The organism is Shewanella sp. SR43-4 (assembly GCF_014163845.1).
Taxonomy (GTDB): domain Bacteria; phylum Pseudomonadota; class Gammaproteobacteria; order Enterobacterales; family Shewanellaceae; genus Shewanella; species Shewanella vesiculosa.
The window spans coordinates 38,191-62,973 of the sequence record NZ_JACJEB010000021.1 but is presented as its reverse complement, the minus strand read 5'-3'; the positions used below and the strand labels follow the sequence as shown (position 1 = coordinate 62,973).

Here is a 24,783-nt window from a genome sequence, read left to right as displayed (position 1 = left end):
TTAAAATTCACCTTTAAACCAACTTTTGACCCGATTCAAAAAGCTGGTAACCCCTTGTCGCTCAGGTCGCTCGAACTGTCGTTCGATAACTCGCCTTGCGCCATAATGAAGCAACCCTATTCCGGTAGAATAGATTGGTTGATCCACATATTCGTATAATCCTTTAACTGGTAGCGGAGAGGCAACACGAACTGGCATACCAAAGGTTGCTTCTGCAATTTCAACGGCACCCGATATCGATGACGTTCCTCCGGTAAGTACAATCCCTGCAGCAATTTGATCTTCTAATCCGCTATCTTGTAACTGCTTAAGCACAAGCTCAAACAATTCTTGGTATCTTGGCTCTACCACTTCTGCCAGCGTATGACGTGACATGCTGCGTGAAGGTCTACCACCTACTGATGGTACTTCAATACTGTCTTCACGACTGACGGTTGAACTTCTGGCACTGGCAAATTGCACCTTAATTTGCTCTGCATGCGTTAAGGGCGTTCTGAATATCTTGGCGATGTCACTAGTGACTTGATTGCCCGCTACTGGGATCACCGCACAATGCCGTAATGCGCCGTTGGTATATACAGCAATATCAGTTGTTCCACCACCAATATCAACAATACACACACCTAAATCTTTCTCATCATTTGTGAGCACTGAATCTGCTGAGGCGATACCAGAAAACACTAAATCGTCAACTTTTAGCCCACAGCGTTCAACACTCTTAGTAATATTTTTGGCCATATCATTGGCACAGGTCACGATATGCGCTTTCGCTTCCATACGCATGCCCGACATGCCAATTGGGCTCTTAATCCCGTCTTGAACATCGATAGAATATTCTTGTGGCAATACGTGTAAAATACGACGTTCTGTCGGGATCTTAACCGAGCGCGCGGTATGAATAACGTTGTCAACATCTTCCTGAGTCACTTCTTCGTCGTTAATCGACACCATGCCATTTTCATTTTGACAAGCAATGTGCTTACCCGAAATGCTTAAATACACAGAGGCAACCTGACAATCTGCCATAAGCTCTGCTTGATCTAACGCTCGCTGCACGCTGCGTACGATAGAGTCGAGGTCATTTACGCCGCCTTTGTCCATACCGCGAGAAGGATGATTACCTAAACCAATGACACTAATTTCACCATCAGGTAATACTTCGCCAATGATCACTGCGACTTTGGATGTCCCTATATCTAACCCCACGATGAGGTTTCTTTCCTGATTTTTGGTCATTTATTGTCGACTCTCTTTTTCTGAATCATCCCAACCTACGGCGAACCCGGTATCGTAACGTAAATCAACGGTTGCAACGGGTTTATCACTTTGCTTCAAAGTAGGATACACATTTATAAAGCGTTGTATCCTTGCCATTTTATCTTCTCGACCAAGTTCAATTTGAATCCCATTAGCCAATACTGCATGCCAAGCATGACGTGGACTTAGGCGTAAACTGGCCAACTTAAACTGGTTTATCGTCAATAACTCATCTAACTGCTTATAGCTGGTCAAGACTTCCATTTCAGCCCCTTCAGGGCCATATAACTTAGGTAACGTATCATGTTCTGCATGCGCTAACGCATCAAAAACCTCACCATTAGTATTGAGCCAAGACACTTCATTCCAATGCGCTACAGCTTGCTGCTCTTGTAAAGTGATCTTAAACTTTGCCGGCCATTCACGCCTAACAGATGCATGATAAACCCACGGCAAAGCTTCTAATGCTTTTTGAACATCCGCAACATCGGCACTAAAAAAACTACTTTGCATTAATGATTGCAAGGCGTTCTTTATCTCGTCATCGGTGGTATAAATTCGCTCGCCTTTAATGGCAACCGCTTCAATTGGTAATGCATCTGCATCATTGAGCAGATCATGCAATTTCACCCCACCCCATACTACGGTGCCAAGTACACTGCATAAAAACAGTACGCCAGTGCAAAAATACCAATTAACACGAGCCAGTTTATGTTTTAGTTGCCGCCCTTTATCGCTCCACGACACCTTAAATCCGCCTCTGATATTGTTCCGGAGTTAATCCCAAAAGATCGGTCATTATATAGACCAATTCAGAAGGTTTAAAGCTCGATTTTTACACGCAATAATTGGTGAAAAATCAATCGCTTTATTACTCTTCAGCAAGTACTTTACAACCCAGATTATTCTGAGCTAATTCTTTCGATAAACTACCAATATTACCTGCACCTTGGGTCATGAATAAATCACCATGTTGCAATACATCAGGCAATACCGCGGCAAGCTGATCTGGACTGGCAATAAAAATAGGGTCTATCTGGCCACGTAAGCGAATAGAGCGACATAAAGCGCGTCCGTCCGCACCGGGAATAGGCGCTTCACCAGCGGCATAAACATCTAATAATAATAAACAATCTACTTGCGACAACACATCGACAAAATCTTCATATAAATCACGGGTACGGCTGTATCGATGCGGCTGATATGCCATAACTAGGCGCTTATCTGGCCAACCAGCCCTAGCCGCTTTAATCGTTGCTAATACTTCACTTGGATGATGACCGTAATCATCTACTAGCATCACATTGCCATTAGGTGTTTCAAATTCACCTAAATGCTGAAAACGTCGACCAATACCTTCAAATTGTGCAAGCGCTTGCACAATAGCGCTATCATCAATGTCGTCTTCACTGGCAACAGCAATCGCAGCTAATGCATTAAGTACGTTATGCTCGCCTGGCAAATTAAGCACAATATCGAGATTCTCTTTATTGTGACGTTTCACCGTAAAGCTTGACTGATGGCCGTTTTGAGAAAAATTAATCGCCTGTACATCGGCATCGTCACTAAAACCATAGGTCACAACTTGTCGGCCAATACGCGGCATGATTTCGCGAATAACCTCATCATCAATGCACATAACGGCTACACCGTAAAACGGCAGGTTATGTAAAAAATCAATAAAGGTGGTTTTCAACTTTTCAAAATCACCACCATAGGTATCCATATGATCGGCTTCAATATTGGTGACCACACTCACCATTGGTTGCAAATGTAAAAAGCTTGCATCACTTTCGTCTGCTTCAGCAATAAGGTATCGACTAGTGCCTAAGCGTGCATTGGTACCTGCACTATTGAGTAAGCCACCGATGACAAATGTGGGGTCGCGTTCAGCTTGACCATATACACTGGCAATTAAGCTGGTAGTGGTGGTTTTACCGTGAGTACCTGCAATGGCAACACCATGGCGATAGCGCATTAACTCGGCTAGCATCTCTGCACGACGTACTATCGGAATACGTAATTCTTTGGCTGCGATAATCTCAGGATTTTGCTGGTTAATCGCTGTTGAAACCACGACGACATCAACCTGCTCAACACTTTGGGCCTGATGGCCAATAATGATTTTCGCACCCAAACTGACTAAACGTTCAGTCACACTATTGATGGCAATATCCGAACCGCTCACTTGATAGCCTTCATTCACTAGCACTTCCGCAATCCCACCCATGCCAGCACCACCAATGCCAACAAAATGAATGCGTTTGATCCGTCTCATCTCAGGGATCATGCTACGAAGCTGTGCGTATTTTTCTGTCTTTGTCATTTCAACCCTTTCTCGCAAATGAGGCACAAATATCTGCTACTCGTTCAGTGGCATCTAATACTGCTACACCTCTTGCTTTAAGCCCCATCTGGGCTAGTTCTTGTCTATTCTCAGCAAATAACTGCAACTTTTCCGCAAGATTATCTGCATTTAAAATGGTTTGTGGTAATAAAAATCCTGCGCCAGCATCAACAAGTACCGATGCATTTACGGTTTGGTGATCATCCACTGCATGTGGATATGGCACTAAAATACTCGGTAAGCCCACAGCAGCCAGTTCTGATACAGTAAGAGCACCTGATCGACAGACTACGACATCAGCCCAACGATAAGCGGCTTCCATATCATCAATAAATTCAGCAACATTGACACTGTCGGACTGCCCAAGCTGTTGGTAGTTAGCCTTGACACTTACTTGGTTGTTTTTGCCCACTTGGTGCCAAACTGTCAGTGAATGATATTTGCATAAATGAGCCACCACCGCTGGCATAACGTCATTCAATACTTTTGCGCCTAAACTGCCACCCACCACTAGCACCCTTAACGCATCTGCTTGTGGAGTTTTAATGTGTTCGCCTAACTCTATCAGCTCTTGGCGAATGGGATTGCCTACCACCTCAACATTGGCCACATCACTGGCAAAGGTATTAGGAAATGCACACAAAACCTTTTTGGCAATCTTAGACAGCAATTTGTTGGTTAATCCTGGAATGGCATTTTGCTCATGCAACACCAGCGGAATACCAGCTAATTTACCCGCCACGCCACCAGGGCCACTGGCAAACCCGCCCATCCCTAGAATGACGTCGGGCTGAAAGTCATCAATCACAGCTTTAGCTTGAATAATTGAACGTATAATTTTAAACGGAGCCGCTAACTTACGTATGAGCCCATTACCCCGCACACCTTTAATATCGATAAATTCAATATCAAATCCATGCTGTGGCACGAGACGAGCCTCCATACGATCGGCTGTACCTAACCAACGTACTTGCCAACCTTTGTCAGCTAAGTACTTTGCTACTGCTAGTGCCGGGAAAACATGCCCACCCGTACCGCCAGCCATAATCAATATCTTAGGAGAACGGCCAATATTACTGTTCATTAACTTGTTCTCCCTTTTACAGCTTGTACCAAACTAACTCGACGTTCATGATCGATCCTAATGAGCAACATCACCGCAGCGGTCATAATCCACAAACTACTGCCACCATAACTAATAAACGGCAGCGTAAGACCTTTGGTTGGTAACATACCAATACTGGCTCCCACATTAACGACTGTCTGAAAACACACCCAAATGCCTACACCATAAGCGACATAACTTTCAAAAGGACGTTGCATTTTCAAACATAAATTACCCAGTCTAATCGCACGAATAGCAATGAAAAACAGTGCGCATAACACCATAATAATACCGATAAACCCGAGTTCTTCACCGATCACCGCAAAGATAAAGTCAGTATGCGCTTCTGGTAAATAAGCAAGCTTCTGAATACTGTTACCTAGCCCCTGACCAAACCAATCACCCCGACCGTAAGCCATCAACGATTGCGTTAACTGATAACCACTGCCGAAAGGATCTTCCCATGGATCCATAAACGAAGTCACTCGTCGCATACGATAAGGCTCAAATAACACCAGCAATACGAATGTCGCTACGCCTAGTAACACCAACACCATAAAGTCAGTAATGCGAGCACCAGCCAAAAAAAGTAGGCTTACAGTACACACGAACAACACGACCACAGTACCCAAATCGGGCTGTAATAGGATCAACACAGCGAACAAACCGTAAACGCCAATCGGTTTGTAAAAGCCTTTACGGTTTTCACGCAATTCACCATGACGACGAACTAAGTAACCCGCCATGTAAACAATAAATACAAACTTGGCCATTTCGGCGACTTGGATCCTAATGGGACCAATAGACAACCATCGACGCGCACCATTTACCGATGTGCCAATAAACAGCACAGCGATCAATAAGACCAGTACTCCAAGCATCAGCATGCCGCTATTTTTTTCCCAATAGCTGACTTCGAACTTAAGCACCACAAATGCAATCACCACACAGCCAACAAGATAGAGCACATGGCGGTACATAAAATAAAATGGATCGCCTGTCAGCTTAGTTGCTTCAGGCATTGACGCGGACATCACCATGACAAAGCCAAAACACATCAAACCGACTATCGCGACGAGAAAACTACGGTCGTACAATGGCATATCAGGTGTTTGTTCACCTGATAATAACGAGGGTAAAGTCCAATTAAGGCCCCGTTTAAACAAGCTCAGTTGCTGCTCGTTATTCGCCATCGGCTAATGACTCCACACATTTTCTAAAATCATCACCGCGAGCCATAAAATTCTTATACATATCTAGACTGGCACACGCCGGAGACAATAATACGATATCACCAGACGATGCTAACTCAGCGGCTTTTGCAACGGCCTCAGCCATCGATGTGACCTCAATAGCTCCTGATTTTAATTTGGCTATTTTGCGCCCATCTCGGCCCAAGGTAATCAATTGAGTAATATTGGAAAGCGGTTCTGCAAGGGGACGAAAATCGCTGCCTTTACCATCGCCGCCAGCGATCAAGTATAAATCGCCTAAATGCGAGTTAAGCCCTTCCAGTGCGGCAACTGTTGCGCCAACATTAGTCGCTTTGGAGTCATTGATGTACGTCACACCTTGTTTCACACCGACAAGCTCACAACGATGGCTTAAACCAGCAAAGGTTTTAGCCACTTCAATCATGGACTCTTTACCAACCCCGCAAGCATCCGCTAATGCCATTGCGGCTAATAAGTTAGCGTGATTATGACTGCCAATTAAGGTCACTTCATTTAGATTCATAATTTCGCTATCACCATGAAAAATCTTGCCATCACTTAATCCCCACGCATCACCTTCAGGCACGCCTAAACCAAAATTATTTTGATTCATTGGTTCAATTGGATAAGTTAATTCATCATCGCGGTTATACATGACAAAACGGCTTTGTGGATATAAACGTAACTTTGCTTCGCGGTAGGAGTTTAGGTCGCTATAGCGATCCATATGATCTTCGCTAATATTAAGGCATGTAGCCGCAATACAATGTAACGAAGCAGTGGTTTCAAGTTGAAAACTCGACAGTTCAAGTACAAAAAAATCAGCATTTTGAGGCAATAAATCCAGCGCTGGCGTACCAATATTGCCGCCAATAGCCACCGACTTACCGGCCGTTAGCAGCATGTCATATACTAAGGTCGTTACTGTAGATTTACCATTTGACCCAGTGATACCAACAACACACGGTTTTCTATCCGCTATCTCTCGGGCAAATAACTCAATATCACCAATCACTTCAATGCCCATGTCTAATGCCGCACGCACTTCAGGCGTATCAACAGGCACACCTGGGCTAATGATAATTTGGCTAGCCTGAACTAAATAACGACAATCAAACCCACCGGCTAATAACTCAATATCGGCAAACTCTTGCGCCAAGGTATCTGCACCAGGCGGATGACGACGACTGTCCATCACTAAAGGTTTGATGCCTTTAGTCGCTAAAAAACGCACGACCGAGAGCCCTGTAGCCCCCAAGCCTAAAACAATGTGCGTGTATTGAGTTTGCATAATACTGACCTTTATTAATTGCTTAGCGTAATTTTAACGTCGCAAGACCTAGTAACACTAAAAACAACGAGATAATCCAAAAACGCACAATAACCCGCGGCTCTGGCCACCCTTTTAACTCATAATGATGATGGATCGGCGCCATACGAAAAATGCGTTGGCCGCGTAATTTATATGAGCCCACCTGCAGGATCACCGATACGGTTTCCATAACAAAAACGCCACCCATAATCACCAGCAAAATTTCTTGGCGAACTAAAATAGCAATCACACCTAAAGCTGCGCCCAGTGCTAATGAACCCACATCGCCCATAAACACTTGCGCTGGATAAGTGTTAAACCACAGAAAACCTAAACCTGCGCCTACCATTGCGGTACACACAATCACTAACTCACCCGCTAAAGGTAAATGAGGGATATGTAGATAACTGGCAAACTGAGCATGACCAGATAAGTAAGCGATTAATGCAAAAGCTGCGGCGACCATTACGGTTGGCATAATCGCTAGGCCATCTAAGCCATCTGTTAAATTCACCGCATTACTCGCACCAACAATGGTGAAGTACGCTAAAACAATAAACATCATGCCTAACTGAGGCATAATATCTTTAAAAAACGGCACCACTAATTGGGTTTCCCCACCCATGGTCGAGGAGCTATATAAAAACACTGCCACCACTAACGCAGCGATAGACTGTAGAGCATATTTCCAACGAGCAATCAGGCCTTTAGTATCTTTTTTTACCACTTTACGGTAATCATCAATAAAGCCAATCGCACCAAAAGTGGCTAATACGAATAAGGTAACTAACACGTAACGGTTAGATAAATCACCCCATAACAGCACACTGATAAAAATACCCGCAAGGATCATTATGCCGCCCATGGTCGGCGTACCACGTTTGCTAAAGTGTGACTCAGGGCCATCACTTCGAACCACTTGGCCAATTTGCAGCATTTGCAGGCGCTTAATTAATATCGGCCCCCACCACAAACTAAACACCAATGCGGTTAACAAGCCTAAAATAGCCCGAAACGTTACATATGAAAAAACGTTAAACCCAGAATAAAACTGGGTTAAATACTCGGCTAGATAAACCAGCATTTACACTAACTCCCCACGCCCATAGGCATCTAATAAACTGTCCACAACTCGCTCCATGGCGGCGCTGCGGGAACCTTTAACTAAAACTGTGATATGACCTGTGGTGCTTGCTAACTGTTTTTTTAATGCCACGATCAATGCTTCTTGAGCTGGAAAATGCTCACTACCGAATGCTTCACTGGTATTGGCCGATAACTGACCACAACAAAACAGCGCCTCGATTGTTGCATTTTTAGCCTGCGTTCCAATGCTAGCGTGCAAAGGGGCGGCATTGTCGCCTAATTCGCCTAAATCTCCCAGCACTAAACAACGATATCCATCACGTTGTTGCAACCAATCAATTGCTGCACTCACGGATGTTGGATTAGCGTTATAACTATCATCAATTAATAACACTCGGCCAAGTTCATGTGGCTGCATACGCCCTTTTACGGGAATGAGTAAATAAAAGCCTTGGGCAATGTTAGTAAGCGATAATCCCAACGCAATCGACATTGATGCCGCGGCAAGAGCATTACTCACTTGATGCATTCCAGCCAATGGCAAATGTACCTGCACATGCTGGCCGTTAAACGTCAATGTAAATTGATAACAACCATTGGCATCGGCCACGATATTTGTCGCGGTAACGTCTGCATCAACATTCATGTCACATGAAAAACGTAATTGTTTATGGTCTTTGGAGCGTTGCAGCATAAAATCGGCAAACTTATCGTCAGCATTAATAATCGCTGTGCCATCTTGTGAAAGATGATTAAATATCTCCGATTTTGCCTGTGCAACGCCTTCAAGCGACCCAAATCCTTCAAGGTGAGCACTGCCGACATTATTCACCAGTGCGACTCGTGGATGGACTAATGATGAGGTGTAATCAATCTCACCACTATGATTTGCACCAAGCTCAAATACCCCGTATTCGTCGCCTTCACTTAAACGCATCAAGGTTAATGGCACGCCAATTTCGTTATTAAAATTACCTGCAGTAAATAACACTTTATGGTGCTGAGCTAAAATAGTGGCTAGCATTTCTTTAACACTGGTTTTACCGTTTGATCCGGTCAATGCCACGCAAATAGGTGCCACAGCTTGACGAACAAATATGCCTATCTGACCCAGCGCCTTTTGCGTATCGGCGACCACAATTTGCGGGATATCGGCGCCAAAAGGGTGATCCACTAATAAATGATCAACCAAAAGCGCTTCTGCACCATTGTTTATGGCTGTTACGGCAAAATCATGGCCATCAAAACGCTCGCCTTTTAAAGCAACAAATAAGCATTGCGCGCTAATATTACGGCTGTCAGTACTGACATTGTTAATCAATCTATCTTGGCCTGCTAACATGCCATTAAGATGCTGAGCCAATTCCGACAAAGTGACGCTAATCATGATGCCTCCTGAGACAAGGTTAATGCTAACGCACGTTCATCGTAGTCAATTCGCTCACCAGCCACTTCTTGATAGGTTTCATGGCCTTTTCCAGCAAGCAGTACAATATCGTCAGCTTGTGCCAATGACACTACACGGGTAATCGCTTCAATACGGTCAACCTGGCTAAGCACATTTTGCGGTTGACTAATGCCCTGCAAAATATCATCGATAATAGTTTGCGGATCTTCACTGCGAGCATTATCGCTAGTGATCATGACTTTATCTGCATACTGTTCTGCGGCTTGTGCCATTAAAGGCCGTTTACCTTTATCACGATCGCCGCCACAACCAAATACACACCATAATGTGCCTTTGCAGTGCAGTCTTAACGCTTTTAGTGCTTGTTCAATGGCATCTGGAGTATGAGCGTAATCGACCACTAAAGTAGCCTTATTCATTGAGGCAAAACGCTCCATACGACCAGCCACAGGCACCAGTTTTGGAATGACGGCCAATATCGATGCCATTGCCATTCCTTGAAGGTACAAAGCAGAGATCGCGGCCAAAAGATTCGATAAATTAAAGGCACCTAATAACGGTGAACTAAACGGCGTACTTACTCGTTGGCCGCTATCGATCTCGACAAAATGTAGCGTTGCAGTAACACCAGCATCATGATATTCAATAGCGTCACAGTAAAAGTCGGCTGTAGTATTACCCTTAATACTGAAAGATTTATGCTTATCATTTGCCAGTTCAGTCAGCCATTTTGCGCCAACAGCATCATCAATATTAATCACCCCGTGTTGGACACTAGGAAATTGAAATAGGCGTTTTTTAGCCGCAGCGTAGGAGTCCATATCACCGTGATAATCTAGGTGATCACGGCTTAGGTTAGTAAACACAGCAATCTCAAACGGCGCCGCTTCGACACGCCCTTGGACTAAGCCATGGCTTGAGACTTCCATGGCACACACTTCTGTGCCTTGAGCAATAAATTCACCAAGCTGACGCATAATGGTGATCGCATCGGCAGTGGTATTACCGCTGTCAACAAGTTGCCCCCACAAACCATTGCCTAATGTGCCCATAACAGCGGCTTGATGACCAAGTAAGGCAACTATTTGCGCGATAATTTGGCTGACCGAAGTTTTGCCATTAGTTCCTGTGATACCAATTAATGACAACGACTGACGGTTGGACAAATAAAACTGCGCGGCAACGGCCGATAACTGCCGACCTAATTGAAAAAAATACACTAATGGCACGTTATACTGAAGGCGATCGACTAAGCCATGTTCATCTGGATTATCAGTATGGATAAGTATTGCTGTAGCGCCTGCTTGAACCGCTTGAGAAATGAATGATCGACCATCAACTTTATAGCCAGGCAGGGCCACAAATAAACTGCCAGCTTGCACTTCACGGCTATTTAGGGTTAAACCACTAATCGATTCGCGACCAGAGTAATGGAACCATGGCGCTAATAAATCATTTAATAACATTGGTCTGCGCTCCTCGCGCAGTAGCCAAATGAACGGCTTCCTGCTCTGAAATAGGTTCAACATTAAGCATTTGTAAAGCACCAGACATAATTTTAGCAAAGGCGGGACCCGCTACGTCGCCACCGTAATACTTGTCACCTTTTGGTTCATTAATGACCACAGAAATCGCTAAACGAGGGTTATGAACTGGAGCCACACCGGCAAATAAAGCAACATAATCATCGCCATAACCACCCGCTACCGCTTTACGGCTAGTACCGGACTTACCGGCTACAGGGTAGCCATCAATATGAGCTTTAGTTCCCGTGCCTCCCGTTTCAGTAACCCCAACGAGCATTTCCATAACGTCATAGGCGACTTTACGTGAAATAACCTGCTTACCTTCGGGCGCCTGTTTCAGTTTTAAAATAGACACAGGATACAATATTCCACCACTGCCTAAGGTGGCGTACATACGGGCAATTTGTAACGGAGTGGCAGTAAAACCATAACCAAAAGACAGAGTGGCACGCTCAAAGTCAGACCAACGATGACGATTATGAATTAACCCAGCACTTTCACCGGTTAAATTGATCCCTGAATAATTGCCGACCCCCATAGATTGGTAAGTGCCTAATAATTGTTCAATGGGCATAGACAAGGACAGTTTACTAATTCCTACGTTACTCGACTTCACCAGAATTTTGGCTAAGGTCATGTCACCATAATTACTCGAGTCACGCACTTGACGCCCGCCAATGCGCATCCAACCAGGCGATGTCGATATCAATTCATTGACTTTCACTGTGCCAGCTTCAAGCGCGGCAGCAACAACAAAAGGTTTAATTGTTGACCCTGGCTCAAATGTGTCAGTTAAGGCACGGTTACGCATGCGGTGTGGCTGCAAATTATCACGGGCATTAGGGTTATATGAGGGAGTATTGACCATCGCCAACACTTCACCGGTATTGACGTCTATCACCACCACAGACCCAGATGTCGCTTGGTATACTTCTGTTGCACGCTTTAATTCACGGTAGGCTAATTGCTGAATACGCTGATCGATACTGAGCACTAAATCGTTAGAGCTTTCGCCCTCTTGGACCATATCTAAACGCTCAACCACGCTGCCATCGCGAGATTTACGGACTTTTTGCTTAGAGGGTGTGCCTGTTAACCAGGTATTATAAGTATTTTCAATGCCTTCAATGCCGACATCGTCGATATTGGTAATACCGATTAACTGAGCGGCAATTTCACCTGAAGGATAATAACGGCGAGATTCTGCTTTAAGGTAAATGCCACCGATTTTCAACTGCTCAATGTAGTCTGCAACGGCGGAGGTTACCTGACGTTTTAAATATACAAAGCGCTTATTCGGGTGATTTTTAACTTTATCCACCAGCTCATCGACTGGCTCTTGCAGTACATCGGCAAGAGCTTGCCAACGGCGCATATCTTTAAATGCATCTTGGTCATGAGCGTGCTTAGGATCGGCCCACACCGCTTGCACAGGTACACTGACTGCGAGCATATCGCCATTGCGATCAGTGATTAAACCTCGCTGAACTTGGTTACTGGTTGTGCGTAGGGTGCGCATATCACTTTCGTGACGGAGTTTATCTGGCTCAATAATTTGAATATAGGCTGCACGGGCAACTAAACTGCAAAATAATAGCAATACGAATCCCACCACAACGTATAAACGCCATGGGATGAGTTCGTGACCTAATTTCTGCTTCGCTTGTCTAGCCATATTCCCTATGCTCACTGGACTCGAATGATAACTTCCTCCTTAGGAAGCGGCCGAGACATGTTTAGTTCTTTGGTTGCAATTCGAGTCACACGACTGTGCTCTGATTGCGATTGTTCTTCTAATAATAAGTTTCGCCATTCAATATCTAAGCGATCTTGCTCTTGCAACAATTGATCCCACTGAGTGATCAATTTACGCGTTACATGACTGGTATAAACTACGGCTACACCATTGATTACAATTAATAAAATAAGAAGCAACACCCATTTGTGCTGCCACATATCGAGTAATACAATTCGAGGTAAATTTAATGGTGATTGGCTCACATTACCCTCGATAGTTAGTAATCCAGACGCTCTGCAACTCGTAACACTGAGCTGCGCGCGCGTGGATTTAACTCTAATTCTGCATCAGAAGGCTTTAGTGCTTTACTCACCGCCTTTAATTTACGCGATTTATTAAGCTCGGCCTCCATGATAGGTAATCCATGTGGCACGCTTTCACCTTGGCTATGGCGGCGTATAAAACGCTTAACCATACGATCTTCTAAAGAATGAAAACTGATCACTGATAAGCGACCTTGGGGAGCTAGCACAGCTAAAGCACCTTCAAGCGCTTGATCTATTTGCTCTAATTCACTGTTGATATAAATGCGGATAGCTTGAAACACTCGCGTGGCAGGATGCTTATTTCGCTCTTTATTTTTGGTGATCCGCGCGATCAAATCAGCTAAGTCTTTCGTGCGTAAAAAAGGCGTTTTTTCACGATCGGCTGCAATGCATCGTGCAATATGGCGCGAATTTTTTTCTTCACCATAAGTTTTAAATACCCATGCCATGTCTTCAATTTCTGCACGTGCTATCCACTGGGCTGCAGTTTGACCTTGGCTATTGTCCATACGCATATCGAGCGGGCCATCGCGTAAAAAACTAAAGCCGCGTTCTGCATCATCTAATTGTGGCGACGACACGCCAAGATCAAGCAATACACCATTGATTTTGCCCGTCAGGCCAAGTTCTTCGACATATTCAGCTAATTGACCAAAGCCACCGTGAACAATTTGAAAGCGTGGATCATCAGCAAACTGTTTAGCTGCCTCAATCGCTTGCGGATCTCTGTCAATCGCAATTAGGCGACCGTTTTCACCCAAATGGCTTAACACATGACGCGAATGCCCACCACGGCCAAAAGTGCCATCAATGTAGATGCCATCACTTTGGATGTTGAGTCCGTCTACGGTCTCATTGAGTAATACAGATAAATGGGCAAACTCTTGGCTCATTGGGTTCTTCTAACCTTTTAGATAACTACAGTGAAAAGTGTGCCAAGCGTTCATTGCTGGCTAAATCTTGGCTTTGAATGAGCGTATTGCCATCATCCATTTGTTGTTGCCAAGCTGACTCTTCCCATAATTCAAATTTATTCAGTAAGCCCACCAGCATGGTTTTCTTTTCTAAGCTGGCGAAACTTCGCAATGCCGGCGGAATCACAATACGTCCGTGGCTGTCTAGTTCACAATCTTGTGCATGACCTAGTAATTTTCGTTTAAAGGATCGCTCAAGTGGATCAGTGTCAGAAAGCAGTCTCAACTTTGCTTCAATCTGCTCCCATTCGTGTAACGGATAAATCAACAAACAAGCGGCATCAATATCAACGGTCATAATCACAGTGCCGGCATGCTCCACACGTAACGCATCACGGTATCTCGCTGGAATTGCGATCCGTCCTTTTGCATCCATGTTGATTGCACTGGCGCCACGAAACACGTTATTTAGCCCTTATTGTTATCATTTGATCCACAATGATCCACTTCTTCCCACAAATGCTAAGTTTAGGGACTCTATGCAAGTGTTGTCAAGCAATGGACAGATATATTAAATCCATACCCCAAGCGGGTTAGCAGCAAATTAATATCAAGCGGGATGAATGACAGAGCCGTCTGAAAAAAACAGCTAAAAATCAGGGTAAATGAGTTAAACCAGAGACATAACGGTCACTTTATCGGCTAAAATAGACTGGAGATCTTTTTTATTAAACTTACTTTATGGTTCGAATACTCCATCTTTATATCGTAATACTGCTCAGCTACTCGGTTTTAAGTTCATTAAAAATTAACAAATAGTCGACTGGGTCTACTTTATATGGCTAAAAAACCACTTAATCTTACCTTTATATCTACCCATTGCTCTCGATAGCAGTATGTAACGCGCAGTTTGTAAAGCACACAAACTCATGATTAACCTTAATAGACATTTTGCTTAAATAAGCAGGGTCGCAATACTTAAGCAATTAATCATCATCAAATTATGGTTAACATCCACGGTTAAATATCACAATGTTGGACATTAAAGGCCCTATGTTAAGGGCAAGCATTTTATCAATTCATCTCGTAATCACAGTTAATTTTTCTTAATGCCTCAAAAGGTACAAGGTTGAATTAGCTCAATGGATAAATAGTAAAAAGCGCTCATGAATGCAAGTGAACGACAAGGTGAATACGCAAAGACTACATCCAGCTCGCGCTTAATACCTGGCTGAGTTGAAGTAGGAAAGTGTCGCGATGTTGGTATTATTCTGCTAGCGTGGGGTAATGGTTGAACAAATTTAAAGCAATTGAAGATTAACATGGCTCATCATATCTACTTTCGGCAGTGGGTAGCGATAACGCCAATGATCCACCTGATAAAAGCGCTTCCTAAATGAGCTTCTATCTAAAAGATTACATTTTAATCAATTTGTGCCGATAAACAGTTAAGGTGGTTAACAATCACATTCATTTAACCAATATGGGAGAGCATCATGAGTATCGATAGCATTTATGCCATGTTGGCTAGGCCAGTACAGGCGGTGAGTGAGCGTAAACGGATTGTTGAAAACGTCAAACATACCAGTGCTATCAGCGCCGACAGCCACGAGGCGCCACAGTCACAATTGCCACCTAATATTGCTCATAAAGTCCCGATTCAACGCCAAGAGGCCCCTCGTCAAGAAAGGCGTTCTAAACCGAGAACCGTTAATGAGAAAAAAAATGGCGCTAGCCGAATTAGACCAATGAAAACGGATAAGCGATTCTCCACCCGTGGAGAAACCACCAGCCAGCATATTGATATTGAAGTGTAATGCTTACTTCGTTAAGCAAAGTTACCGTTTGGGCTGACTTGCGACACAGCTTGCTTCCACCCCTGGTACAACTTTGCTCGAGTAGCTTCGTCCATAGTTGACGTAAACTCGCGCTCAGTAGACAACATAATCTGCAACTCATCAGTCGACTGCCATACCCCAACAGCTAAACCCGCTAGAAATGCAGCCCCCATAGCAGTCGTTTCAGTGACCCGAGGACGAATAACCGTTGCACCTGTAATATCAGCTTGAAATTGCATTAAAAAGTCATTTGCCACCGCACCACCATCGACTCGAATTTGTGTTAACGGCACATTAGAATCTTTACTCATGGCATCCAGCACGTCACGAGATTGATATGCAATGGCTTCTAATGCGGCTCGAATAATATGGTTTCGATTAGCGCCGCGGGTTAAGCCTATGATGGCACCTCGGGCATCAGCATCCCAATAAGGGGCTCCTAAACCCACAAATGCTGGCACCAAGTAGACGCCATTCGTGTCATCCACTTTGTCGGCAAAATATTGGGTGTCACACGCATCGGCAATAAGACCTAACTCATCACGGAGCCATTGAATAATAGCGCCCCCCATAAATACCGAACCCTCTAGGGCATAATTCACTTTTGTGTCAGCCCCAATCGCAATGGTCGTTAATAAACCATGAGTTGACTCAACGGCTTTGTCACCGGTATTCATTAACAAAAAGCAGCCAGTACCATAGGTATTTTTTGCCATACCAGGCTCAATACACAATTGGCCAAATAATGCCGACTGCTGATCGCCAGCCATCCCAGCGACAGGAACTGAGTTGCCTGCAAGTTCGGTATAGCCATAAATGGCGCATGAGGGTTTCACTTCAGGTAACATCGAACGAGGGATATTAAACAGATTGAGTAACTCTTGGTCCCACTGTTTAGTGTGAATATTAAATAACATGGTTCTAGATGCATTGGTTGGTTCGGTCACATGAACTTCACCTTGGGTGAGTTTCCACACCAGCCAAGTATCAACCGTGCCAAACAATAGATCACCGGCTTCAGCTTGTTCACGGGCCCCTGCAACATTATCTAAAATCCACTCAATTTTTGACGCCGAAAAGTATGGATCTAGTACTAGTCCAGTTTTTTGGCGCACCATATCTTCAGCCCCTAAGGCCTTATGATGCTGACATATTGTCTGGCTGCGGCGACATTGCCATACAATCGCATTACATACTGGCTTACCAGTATGCTTATTCCAGACTATAGTGGTTTCACGTTGATTAGTAATCCCTATTGCAGCGACATCATGACGACTAATTCCTGCTCGAGTCAGTACTTCCACCAACACTGAACTTTGTGAAGACCATATCTCCATAGGATCATGCTCTACCCAACCAGCTTGCGGATAATGTTGAGTAAATTCACGATGAGCAACGGCGACAATATTTGCTTGATGATCAAACACAAGGGCACGAGAACTTGTCGTGCCTTGATCTAATGCGACAATGTATTTTTTGGCAGCCATCTGAGTTCCTATATCATTTTAATATGATTATTTTTGTATTATTTGTCTATTTAATAAACCCATATCACATACTAGATCGACAAATATAATTATTGCAGGCAATTGCCTTTACTAATATCCAAGGGGTTAATTATCTAGTCACACCCGCAGGAATGTAAATTACGGTGTTCATGGTTTGAAAGCATAGTACCGCGCGACTCAAGTTATCACTGTTATTACGATAAAAATAATCTTACGTTTTATCACTATTTAACTAATAAAAAGGCCTCGCAACTGCGAGGCCTTAACGATCAACACTAGCAGAGCTGATTACATCTTATAGTTTAACTGAATACCGGTTAACCATACATCGCCAGTTGCTTCACCAGTAAAGTTCACTGCAGCAAGGCCTACTAGATCTTGGTTCTCAGTAATCGGTGCATCACCATATGTGCGAATGTAAGTCACACCCAGATCAACATTCAGATTTTTAGACACTTGGTAACCAGTACCCACACTGAACCATAAACGGTCAGAATCAGGAATGGTTGTAGTACGGTGTTGATCATCAACCGCCGTTTTATCTAGCGCCATACCAGCACGTAATGTCCATTGGTCATTAAGGGTATAAGTAGTACCAAGGGCATAACGCCAGTTGTCTTTAAAGTTCTCTTCTTTAACTACGTCTGACTCTAGGTTACCTACAGGCTTAACATCACCAGGAAAATACGCCACCAATTGCTCGAATACGCTCCATTCAGTCCAATTCACACTGGCATGCATAGCCCAGTTTTTAGTTAACTGATGATAAGAAGCAAGCTCTGCAAATGCAGGCAATTCAACCGGTAAGTAACCTTCGATTTCAATGTTTTGGCCGCCATTATAAATTACACCAGACACATGACCGTCTAATTTAAGATCGACACTACTGTGATAAGCCAAACCGATGCGGTTAGCTGAGTTAATTTGCCAGCTCGCGCCCGCTTTCCAGCCATAGCCAACATCATCACCTTTCATTGACTTTAACTCGGTTCCACCAGAAGGTAAGCGCGCACCAATACTTGCAGGTAAGTTAGGGTTAGCTTTAATCGCATCAATCCAACCAGGAGCGGTTGCACCAACTTCACCTTCGCCATATACCACTCGAAGACCTGCGCCAACGGTAAATGATTCATCTACACGGTAGGCTATATTAGGATTAAATTCGACCGTAGTAATTGAGGTTTTACTGCCAAAAATAGCCGCCGCATCCGCTACCGGAATATCGGTGGCTAAACCATAGTTAGAATTAATCGCTAGACCCCAAGTCCATTGATCATTCAACTGATTTGAATAATAAAAGTTCGGTACTAGGGCATTGTCGGCAACATCATATGCGTCAGCACCTATGACTAATGGCTCTGAACCTAATAATGGTGAAGAAATAGCCACATCACCAACAACATCAACATTCGGCATAACATAGATGCCACCCGCTGACACTTGGCGGCCTTCTAGATAAGCCAGCATGGCTGGATTACGCGCTTGAGTTGACGCATTGTCTGCAATAGCAGCTTCACCAGCAAATGCACGGCCTAAACCTGTTGCTGAATATTCTGCAAGTTGGAAACCTGCGGCGTTCACTTGAGTTGTTGCCCCAAATACAATGGCGCTTATCGCCAGTGTTAACACTGTTTTTTTCATTATGATTCTCTGTGTTTAGATTCAAACTGCATAAATCGACTGATATAGAGCAAAAGCTCGATTTAAATGAAGTCGTCAGTGTACTGATCCAAAAAAGCTTTGCAACAGCACAAAGAGACCGAACAAGAAGTGAGTGATTGAATTTCAAATTGTGATCGTGATCAAACTTTTGATTTAATGATTTTTCGGGGAAGGATAAAACGGTATGGCTGTACACTTAATTCATCAATGATGCGAATCGCTAAAATTTTAAAATTAAAAATCAGTATCTTATAAAAAATATATCGTACAGAGGTAAGCTAAAATAATTAACCGTATTGATCTAAACTCTGACGCTAAAAAAATTGTGACACAAAATGGTTACATAAAACTTTTTACAATTAAAAAGTAAAAAACCTCTTCATGATGTAATGAAGAGGTTTTTAATCAGTGATTCATCAGATATAAATACACCCTAACACACTCTGTAATAAAAGATTATGCGTACCAAGCCGGTATATGCGCTTCGTAGTCACTAATCTGTTGCTCAAATGACAGTGTTAATCCGATTGCGTCTAACCCATTAAGCAACTTATGCCGTGCAGACTCCACAATAGTAAAACTGAATACACAACTAGAAGGTGACGTCACCGTTAGCGCTTGTAAATCTACAGTAATTTTCGCACCTTGTATGGCAGACACTTCATCAATCAATTGCTGTACTTCTGTGGATGTTAACTTAACCGGTAATAAGCCATTATTGATCGAATTACCGTAAAAAATGTCCGCAAATGTCGGCGCAATGATCACTCTAAGGCCAAAATCCGCTAACGCCCAAGGCGCATGCTCACGAGATGATCCACAACCAAAGTTTTCCTGGGCGATTAAAATTGAAGCACCTTGATAACGAGGCTGGTTTAATACGAATTCAGGATTTGGCTTATCACCGGCATCGTCTAAATAACGCCAATCATGAAATAAATGAACCCCAAAACCGTCACGCGTAACTTTAGACAAAAATTGCTTGGGAATAATTTGGTCGGTATCAACATTAGCGCTATCAATGGCTACCGCTAAACCGGTATGTGCTGTAAAAGCTTGCATAAAAAATCCTTGTTTAGCTCGTTAATAAGGTTGACGAATATCAACAAAGTGCCCAGCAACAGCTGCAGCAGCAGCCATAGCAGGACTCACTAAATGGGTGCGACTGCCACGGCCTTGTCGACCTTCAAAATTACGGTTACTGGTTGATGCACAGCGATCGCCCGCCTCTAAGCGGTCATCATTCATCGCTAAACACATAGAGCAGCCCGGTAAACGCCATTCAAAACCTGCTTCAATAAAAATCTTATCTAAGCCTTCCGCTTCTGCCTGTAACTTCACCTGGCCAGATCCTGGCACGACAATCGCGACTACGCCTTCTGCCACTTTACGATTTTTAGCATGCGCAGCAGCTGAGCGTAAATCTTCAATACGTGAGTTAGTACAAGAACCAATAAAGACTTTATTAATGCTGATATCTGTCATCTTGGTACCCGGCGTAAGACCGATATACTCTAATGCTTTCACCATACTGGTTCGATTAGTTACATTGCTTTCTTGCTCAGGGTTAGGTACTACGCCATCAATCGCCACCACTTGCCCAGGGTTAGTACCCCAAGTTAACTGCGGTGCAATATCGTTAGCGTAAAGCACCACTTCAGCATCAAATACCGCATCAGCATCTGTCTTCAATTGCGACCAAGCTGCAACGGCTTGCTCCCACATGGCGTCTTTAGGTGCAAACTCACGCCCTTTAAGGTAATTAAAAGTGGTTTCATCAGGTGCTACCATACCGGCTTTCGCGCCCATTTCGATGGCCATATTACACAAGGTCATCCGTCCTTCCATGGTTAATGCTTCAATAGCTTCACCACAAAACTCAACCACATAACCTGTACCACCATCCATGCCTAAAGTACCGATAATCGCTAATACGATGTCTTTCGCTGTTACACCATCGGTCACTTTACCGCGAACTTCAATCTTCATGGTTTTGGCTTTTAACTGACGTAAAGTCTGTGTTGCAAGCACGTGCTCAACTTCTGAGGTGCCAATACCAAATGCCAATGCACCAAATGCACCATGAGTCGCAGTGTGTGAATCGCCACAAACAATCACAGTACCTGGCAGAGTAATCCCTAACTCGGGACCCATTACATGGACAATACCTTGATTTGGGTGATGAATATCATATAAGCGCACGCCAAACTCTTTACAATTTTGCGCTAGAGTGTCAACTTGAGTGCGTGCCATAGGGCTAAGCGCATCAAGACTGGCACTGCGGGTCGAGGTGTTGTGATCCATTGTCGCAAAGGTTTTTTGTGGCGCACGTAGCTTACGTCCAGCCACTTTTAAACCACTAAAGGCTTGTGGAGATGTCACTTCATGGACTAAATGGCGATCAACATACACTATTGGCGCTTCACCTTCTGGGCTAGCAACAATATGAGCATCCCACACTTTTTCATATAAGGTTTTACCGGTCACTTGGGCCATTACACACCATCCTTAATTGCCTGAGTGATAAAGTCACCCATTTGAGCTGTCGACTTTGCTTCGCTGCGCTTATCGGCAGAAAGCAGTTCCCCAGTTAAATAACCACTTGCTAGTGCTTTTGTTACTGCACGTTCAATAGCGTTTGCGGCATCTTCTTGCTTTAAGCTATGACGCAACATCAATGCGGCAGATAAAATCTGCGCCACTGGGTTCGCAATGCCTTTACCAGCAATATCAGGCGCACTGCCACCTGCGGGTTCAAATAATCCAAAGCCAGTGCTATTCATACTTGCAGAAGATAACAAGCCCATAGATCCGGTTAACATGGCAATTTCATCGGATAAAATATCGCCAAACAAGTTAGAACATAACATCACATCAAATTCATCAGGGCGACGTAATAACTGCATAGTCGCGTTATCAATATAGATGTGCTCTAAGGTAACGTCAGGAAAATCTTTAGCCACTTCCTCTACTACTTGGCGCCATAATACTGAGCAAGCCAGCACATTGGCTTTATCTACTGAAGTGACCTTGTTTTTACGTCCACGGGCGGCTTCAAAAGCAATACGGGCAATTCGGCTAATTTCACGACGGCTATAACGCATAGTGTCGAAGGCTTCCTCATCTTCCCCCTCTCCTTGGCGTCCTTTGGGTTTACCAAAATAAATGCCACCGGTTAACTCACGCACACACAAAACATCAAAACCACGGGCGGAAATATCACTACGCAAAGGTGACATGTGCTCTAAACCGTCATGTAATTTTGCTGGGCGTAAATTACAAAATAGCTCAAAGTGACCACGTAACGGTAATAATGCGCCGCGTTCAGGTTGATCATTTGGCGGCAAGTGCTCCCACTTAGGGCCACCCACACTGCCAAATAAAATCGCATCCGCGGCTTCGCAGCCTTTTAAAGTAGCGTCAGGTAAAGGACAACCATGGTTATCAATGGCAATGCCGCCAACATCATATTCGGTATAGTTAATGTCTAATCCAAAACGCGCTTCTACTGCACTAAGCACTTTACGCGCTTCAGCCATCACTTCAGGACCAATACCATCACCCGACAAAACTGCTATTTGATAACTCATACGCTACCTAACTCCCTTTCTTTATGGATCTGTTGTTTAAAATCAGCAACCTTATCTGCGCGGTATACTAAGTTCATCACATGGACTAACGCTTTAGCTGACGCTTCAACCACGTCGGTGGCTAAACCAACACCGTGGAACATCTGCTCGCTATATTTGGCAGTAATATCGACTTGCCCAAGCGCATTTTGACCTTCGCCTTTGGCACTTAATTTATAGTTAGTAATATTGATCTGACGACCAGTGGCACGTGCAATGGCATTATAAGCCGCATCGACTGGTCCGTTTCCTGTCGATGCTTCGGTAATATCTTGACCATCTACCGCAATACGCACTGTCGCGGTGGCAACTCCTTCAGTCGAATCTGAATGCACCATCATATGCTGTAGCTGATACTTATCATCGTCTTGTGCTTGCGACTCCATAAATACCAATGCTTCTAGATCGTAATCAAATACCTGACCTTTTTTATCCGCCAAGGTTAAAAACTGCTCGTACAGGCTATCCATATCATAATCACTTGGCTGATAACCCATTTCTTCCATACGATGTTTAATCACATGGCGGCCAGAGCGTGAGGTCATGTTCATATTGTTACGATTCAAGCCAATGCTTTCTGGCGTCATAATTTCGTAAGTATTTTTAGCTTTTAACATGCCATCTTGATGAATACCCGATGAGTGAGAAAACGCATTGGTTCCCACAATAGCTTTATTAGCTTGAATGGGCATATTACATAATTGACTGACGAGCGATGAGGTTCGGTGAATTTCTTTGGCGTTAATACCACACTCAACATTAAGCAAATCTTTACGGGTCGCTAAAATCATAGCTATTTCTTCTAGCGAACAGTTCCCGGCGCGCTCACCAATACCGTTGATAGTACATTCTACTTGGCGTGCCCCCATTTCAACTGCGGCAATAGAATTAGCAACCGATAAACCTAAATCATCATGACAATGAACCGAAATCACCGCTTGGTCGATATTCGGTACTCGATTAAATAAGGTTTGAATAATGCCACCAAACTCACTTGGCACGGTATAACCCACTGTATCGGGAATATTAATCGTACGAGCACCCGCTTTAATCGCTGCTTCTACCATTCGGCATAAATTATCGATTGGGGTTCGGCCGGCATCTTCACAGGAGAACTCAACGTCATCAGTAAAACGTCTAGCATACTTTACCGCATTGACCGCCATCTCAAGTACATCGTCAAACGAGCGCTTTAATTTGCTTTCAACATGAATGGTCGAAGTTGAAATAAAGGTATGAATTCGAAATTGATCGGCAACCGATAATGCCTGGGCGGCAGCATCAATGTCCTTTTCAAGTGCACGAGACAATGCACACACTCGGCTATTTTTGATGGTCTTAGCAATGGTCTGCACCGAGTGGAAATCACCAGGAGAAGAAACCGGGAAACCCACTTCCATCACATCAACACCTAAACGTTCAAGCGCCAAGGCAATTTGCAGCTTTTCTTTAACGGTTAAACTTGCTGCTAGTGCTTGCTCACCATCACGTAGGGTAGTATCAAAAATTATGACTCTATTGGACATCGAATTTCTCCATCGACCATCATGTATATTTACCTAACTGTAAACATCACAACTAGTACATTTCAAAAGGGCTAGAAACAAAAAACCCCGCGGCTGTTAGCGCGGGGTTTGTGTATGCTTAATGAATTATTTTGCATGTAACACAAAGGACTCCGCGCAGGGTATGCGTGAGAGGAGAAGGAGTCCGAGTAAAGTTGATTGTGTGTTCATGCCGTTAATATTCACTTTTAATAACTAAATATGCTAATTGTGCGACATACAATTATGTCTATACCTAATATGTAACGCGACCAGCCTTCTGTGTCAACCCTAATTTAACTAACGTGAAAAAGATGATAGCGTACTAGTGCCTCATTACAGTTAAACAACGACGTGATCAGCCAATAT

General features: G+C 43.8%; 20 protein-coding genes. 1 reads left to right on the top strand and 19 read right to left on the bottom strand.

Annotated features, from left to right (window positions below; translation table 11 throughout):
* The 13 genes from ftsA to mraZ all read right to left on the bottom strand — a co-directional run bounded on the left by ftsA (position 1) and on the right by mraZ (position 14,696).
* Complete coding sequence (gene ftsA, locus H5123_RS18605; protein WP_124018380.1) at positions 1-1,236, bottom strand: cell division protein FtsA; 1,236 nt, start codon at positions 1,234-1,236, stop codon at positions 1-3.
* The gene (locus H5123_RS18600; RefSeq protein ID WP_182698919.1) at positions 1,237-2,004 is read right to left on the bottom strand and encodes a cell division protein FtsQ/DivIB; all 768 of its coding nucleotides are present in this window, start codon (positions 2,002-2,004) and stop codon (positions 1,237-1,239) included.
* Between the two features lie 124 nt (positions 2,005-2,128).
* Positions 2,129-3,583 (bottom strand): UDP-N-acetylmuramate--L-alanine ligase, encoded by a 1,455-nt coding sequence (gene murC, locus H5123_RS18595; protein WP_124018378.1) that lies wholly within the window; start codon positions 3,581-3,583, stop codon positions 2,129-2,131.
* Position 3,584: 1 nt separating this feature from the next.
* Positions 3,585-4,688 carry an undecaprenyldiphospho-muramoylpentapeptide beta-N-acetylglucosaminyltransferase gene (gene murG / locus H5123_RS18590; protein WP_182698918.1) on the bottom strand — a complete coding sequence of 368 codons (1,104 nt, stop codon included), beginning with the start codon at positions 4,686-4,688 and terminating at the stop codon, positions 3,585-3,587.
* The gene (gene ftsW, locus H5123_RS18585; protein WP_124018376.1) at positions 4,688-5,902 is read right to left on the bottom strand and encodes a cell division protein FtsW; all 1,215 of its coding nucleotides are present in this window, start codon (positions 5,900-5,902) and stop codon (positions 4,688-4,690) included. Before ftsW ends, murG begins: the two co-directional genes overlap by 1 nt.
* Positions 5,892-7,214: a UDP-N-acetylmuramoyl-L-alanine--D-glutamate ligase gene (gene murD / locus H5123_RS18580; protein ID WP_182698917.1), complete on the bottom strand. Its 1,323-nt coding sequence runs from the start codon at positions 7,212-7,214 to the stop codon at positions 5,892-5,894. The genes ftsW and murD overlap by 11 nt, the downstream gene beginning before the upstream one ends.
* Before the next feature lie 22 nt (positions 7,215-7,236).
* A complete protein-coding gene (gene mraY / locus H5123_RS18575; RefSeq protein ID WP_124018374.1) occupies positions 7,237-8,319 on the bottom strand; it encodes a phospho-N-acetylmuramoyl-pentapeptide-transferase in 1,083 nt (360 codons plus the stop codon).
* A complete protein-coding gene (murF, locus tag H5123_RS18570; RefSeq protein WP_182698916.1) occupies positions 8,320-9,708 on the bottom strand; it encodes a UDP-N-acetylmuramoyl-tripeptide--D-alanyl-D-alanine ligase in 1,389 nt (462 codons plus the stop codon).
* Positions 9,705-11,195 (bottom strand): UDP-N-acetylmuramoyl-L-alanyl-D-glutamate--2,6-diaminopimelate ligase, encoded by a 1,491-nt coding sequence (gene murE / locus H5123_RS18565; protein WP_182698915.1) that lies wholly within the window; start codon positions 11,193-11,195, stop codon positions 9,705-9,707. The genes murF and murE overlap by 4 nt, the downstream gene beginning before the upstream one ends.
* A complete protein-coding gene (locus H5123_RS18560; RefSeq protein WP_124018371.1) occupies positions 11,182-12,930 on the bottom strand; it encodes a penicillin-binding transpeptidase domain-containing protein in 1,749 nt (582 codons plus the stop codon). Before H5123_RS18560 ends, murE begins: the two co-directional genes overlap by 14 nt.
* Positions 12,931-12,941: 11 nt before the next feature.
* Positions 12,942-13,256, bottom strand: a complete 315-nt coding sequence (gene ftsL / locus H5123_RS18555) for a cell division protein FtsL (protein WP_124018370.1) — start codon at positions 13,254-13,256, stop codon at positions 12,942-12,944.
* 14 nt (positions 13,257-13,270) lie between these two features.
* A complete protein-coding gene (gene rsmH / locus H5123_RS18550; RefSeq protein WP_011639222.1) occupies positions 13,271-14,212 on the bottom strand; it encodes a 16S rRNA (cytosine(1402)-N(4))-methyltransferase RsmH in 942 nt (313 codons plus the stop codon).
* Between the two features lie 25 nt (positions 14,213-14,237).
* Positions 14,238-14,696, bottom strand: a complete 459-nt coding sequence (gene mraZ, locus H5123_RS18545) for a division/cell wall cluster transcriptional repressor MraZ (RefSeq protein WP_124018369.1) — start codon at positions 14,694-14,696, stop codon at positions 14,238-14,240.
* Between the two features lie 1,033 nt (positions 14,697-15,729).
* Between mraZ and H5123_RS18540 the strand changes: the two genes are divergently transcribed.
* Positions 15,730-16,050, top strand: coding sequence for a hypothetical protein (locus H5123_RS18540; protein ID WP_124018368.1), 321 nt, complete (start codon positions 15,730-15,732; stop codon positions 16,048-16,050).
* A gap of 11 nt (positions 16,051-16,061) precedes the next feature.
* Here H5123_RS18540 and glpK read toward each other — a convergent pair whose 3' ends face one another.
* The 6 genes from glpK to leuA form a co-directional block, all read right to left on the bottom strand.
* On the bottom strand, positions 16,062-17,558 hold the full coding sequence (glpK, locus tag H5123_RS18535; RefSeq protein ID WP_182698914.1) for a glycerol kinase GlpK: 1,497 nt from the start codon (positions 17,556-17,558) through the stop codon (positions 16,062-16,064).
* Between the two features lie 309 nt (positions 17,559-17,867).
* Positions 17,868-19,220: an outer membrane protein transport protein gene (locus H5123_RS18530; protein WP_182698913.1), complete on the bottom strand. Its 1,353-nt coding sequence runs from the start codon at positions 19,218-19,220 to the stop codon at positions 17,868-17,870.
* A 477-nt stretch (positions 19,221-19,697) separates the two neighbouring features.
* The gene (gene leuD, locus H5123_RS18525; protein WP_182698912.1) at positions 19,698-20,303 is read right to left on the bottom strand and encodes a 3-isopropylmalate dehydratase small subunit; all 606 of its coding nucleotides are present in this window, start codon (positions 20,301-20,303) and stop codon (positions 19,698-19,700) included.
* Positions 20,304-20,324: 21 nt separating this feature from the next.
* On the bottom strand, positions 20,325-21,737 hold the full coding sequence (gene leuC, locus H5123_RS18520) for a 3-isopropylmalate dehydratase large subunit (protein WP_182698911.1): 1,413 nt from the start codon (positions 21,735-21,737) through the stop codon (positions 20,325-20,327).
* On the bottom strand, positions 21,737-22,831 hold the full coding sequence (gene leuB, locus H5123_RS18515; protein ID WP_182698910.1) for a 3-isopropylmalate dehydrogenase: 1,095 nt from the start codon (positions 22,829-22,831) through the stop codon (positions 21,737-21,739). The genes leuC and leuB overlap by 1 nt, the downstream gene beginning before the upstream one ends.
* On the bottom strand, positions 22,828-24,396 hold the full coding sequence (leuA, locus tag H5123_RS18510) for a 2-isopropylmalate synthase (protein ID WP_124018362.1): 1,569 nt from the start codon (positions 24,394-24,396) through the stop codon (positions 22,828-22,830). Before leuA ends, leuB begins: the two co-directional genes overlap by 4 nt.
* Positions 24,397-24,783: the final 387 nt, after the last annotated feature.

Coding starts and splice junctions, on each gene's coding strand:
- ftsA (WP_124018380.1), bottom strand. CDS start 1,236: ATGACCAAAAATCAGGAAAGAAACCTCATCGTGGGGTTAGATATAGGG.
- murC (WP_124018378.1), bottom strand. CDS start 3,583: ATGACAAAGACAGAAAAATACGCACAGCTTCGTAGCATGATCCCTGAG.
- murG (WP_182698918.1), bottom strand. CDS start 4,688: ATGAACAGTAATATTGGCCGTTCTCCTAAGATATTGATTATGGCTGGC.
- ftsW (WP_124018376.1), bottom strand. CDS start 5,902: ATGGCGAATAACGAGCAGCAACTGAGCTTGTTTAAACGGGGCCTTAAT.
- murD (WP_182698917.1), bottom strand. CDS start 7,214: ATGCAAACTCAATACACGCACATTGTTTTAGGCTTGGGGGCTACAGGG.
- mraY (WP_124018374.1), bottom strand. CDS start 8,319: ATGCTGGTTTATCTAGCCGAGTATTTAACCCAGTTTTATTCTGGGTTT.
- murF (WP_182698916.1), bottom strand. CDS start 9,708: ATGATTAGCGTCACTTTGTCGGAATTGGCTCAGCATCTTAATGGCATG.
- murE (WP_182698915.1), bottom strand. CDS start 11,195: ATGTTATTAAATGATTTATTAGCGCCATGGTTCCATTACTCTGGTCGC.
- H5123_RS18560 (WP_124018371.1), bottom strand. CDS start 12,930: ATGGCTAGACAAGCGAAGCAGAAATTAGGTCACGAACTCATCCCATGG.
- rsmH (WP_011639222.1), bottom strand. CDS start 14,212: ATGAGCCAAGAGTTTGCCCATTTATCTGTATTACTCAATGAGACCGTA.
- H5123_RS18540 (WP_124018368.1), top strand. CDS start 15,730: ATGAGTATCGATAGCATTTATGCCATGTTGGCTAGGCCAGTACAGGCG.
- glpK (WP_182698914.1), bottom strand. CDS start 17,558: ATGGCTGCCAAAAAATACATTGTCGCATTAGATCAAGGCACGACAAGT.
- H5123_RS18530 (WP_182698913.1), bottom strand. CDS start 19,220: ATGAAAAAAACAGTGTTAACACTGGCGATAAGCGCCATTGTATTTGGG.
- leuD (WP_182698912.1), bottom strand. CDS start 20,303: ATGCAAGCTTTTACAGCACATACCGGTTTAGCGGTAGCCATTGATAGC.
- leuC (WP_182698911.1), bottom strand. CDS start 21,737: ATGGCCCAAGTGACCGGTAAAACCTTATATGAAAAAGTGTGGGATGCT.
- leuB (WP_182698910.1), bottom strand. CDS start 22,831: ATGAGTTATCAAATAGCAGTTTTGTCGGGTGATGGTATTGGTCCTGAA.
- leuA (WP_124018362.1), bottom strand. CDS start 24,396: ATGTCCAATAGAGTCATAATTTTTGATACTACCCTACGTGATGGTGAG.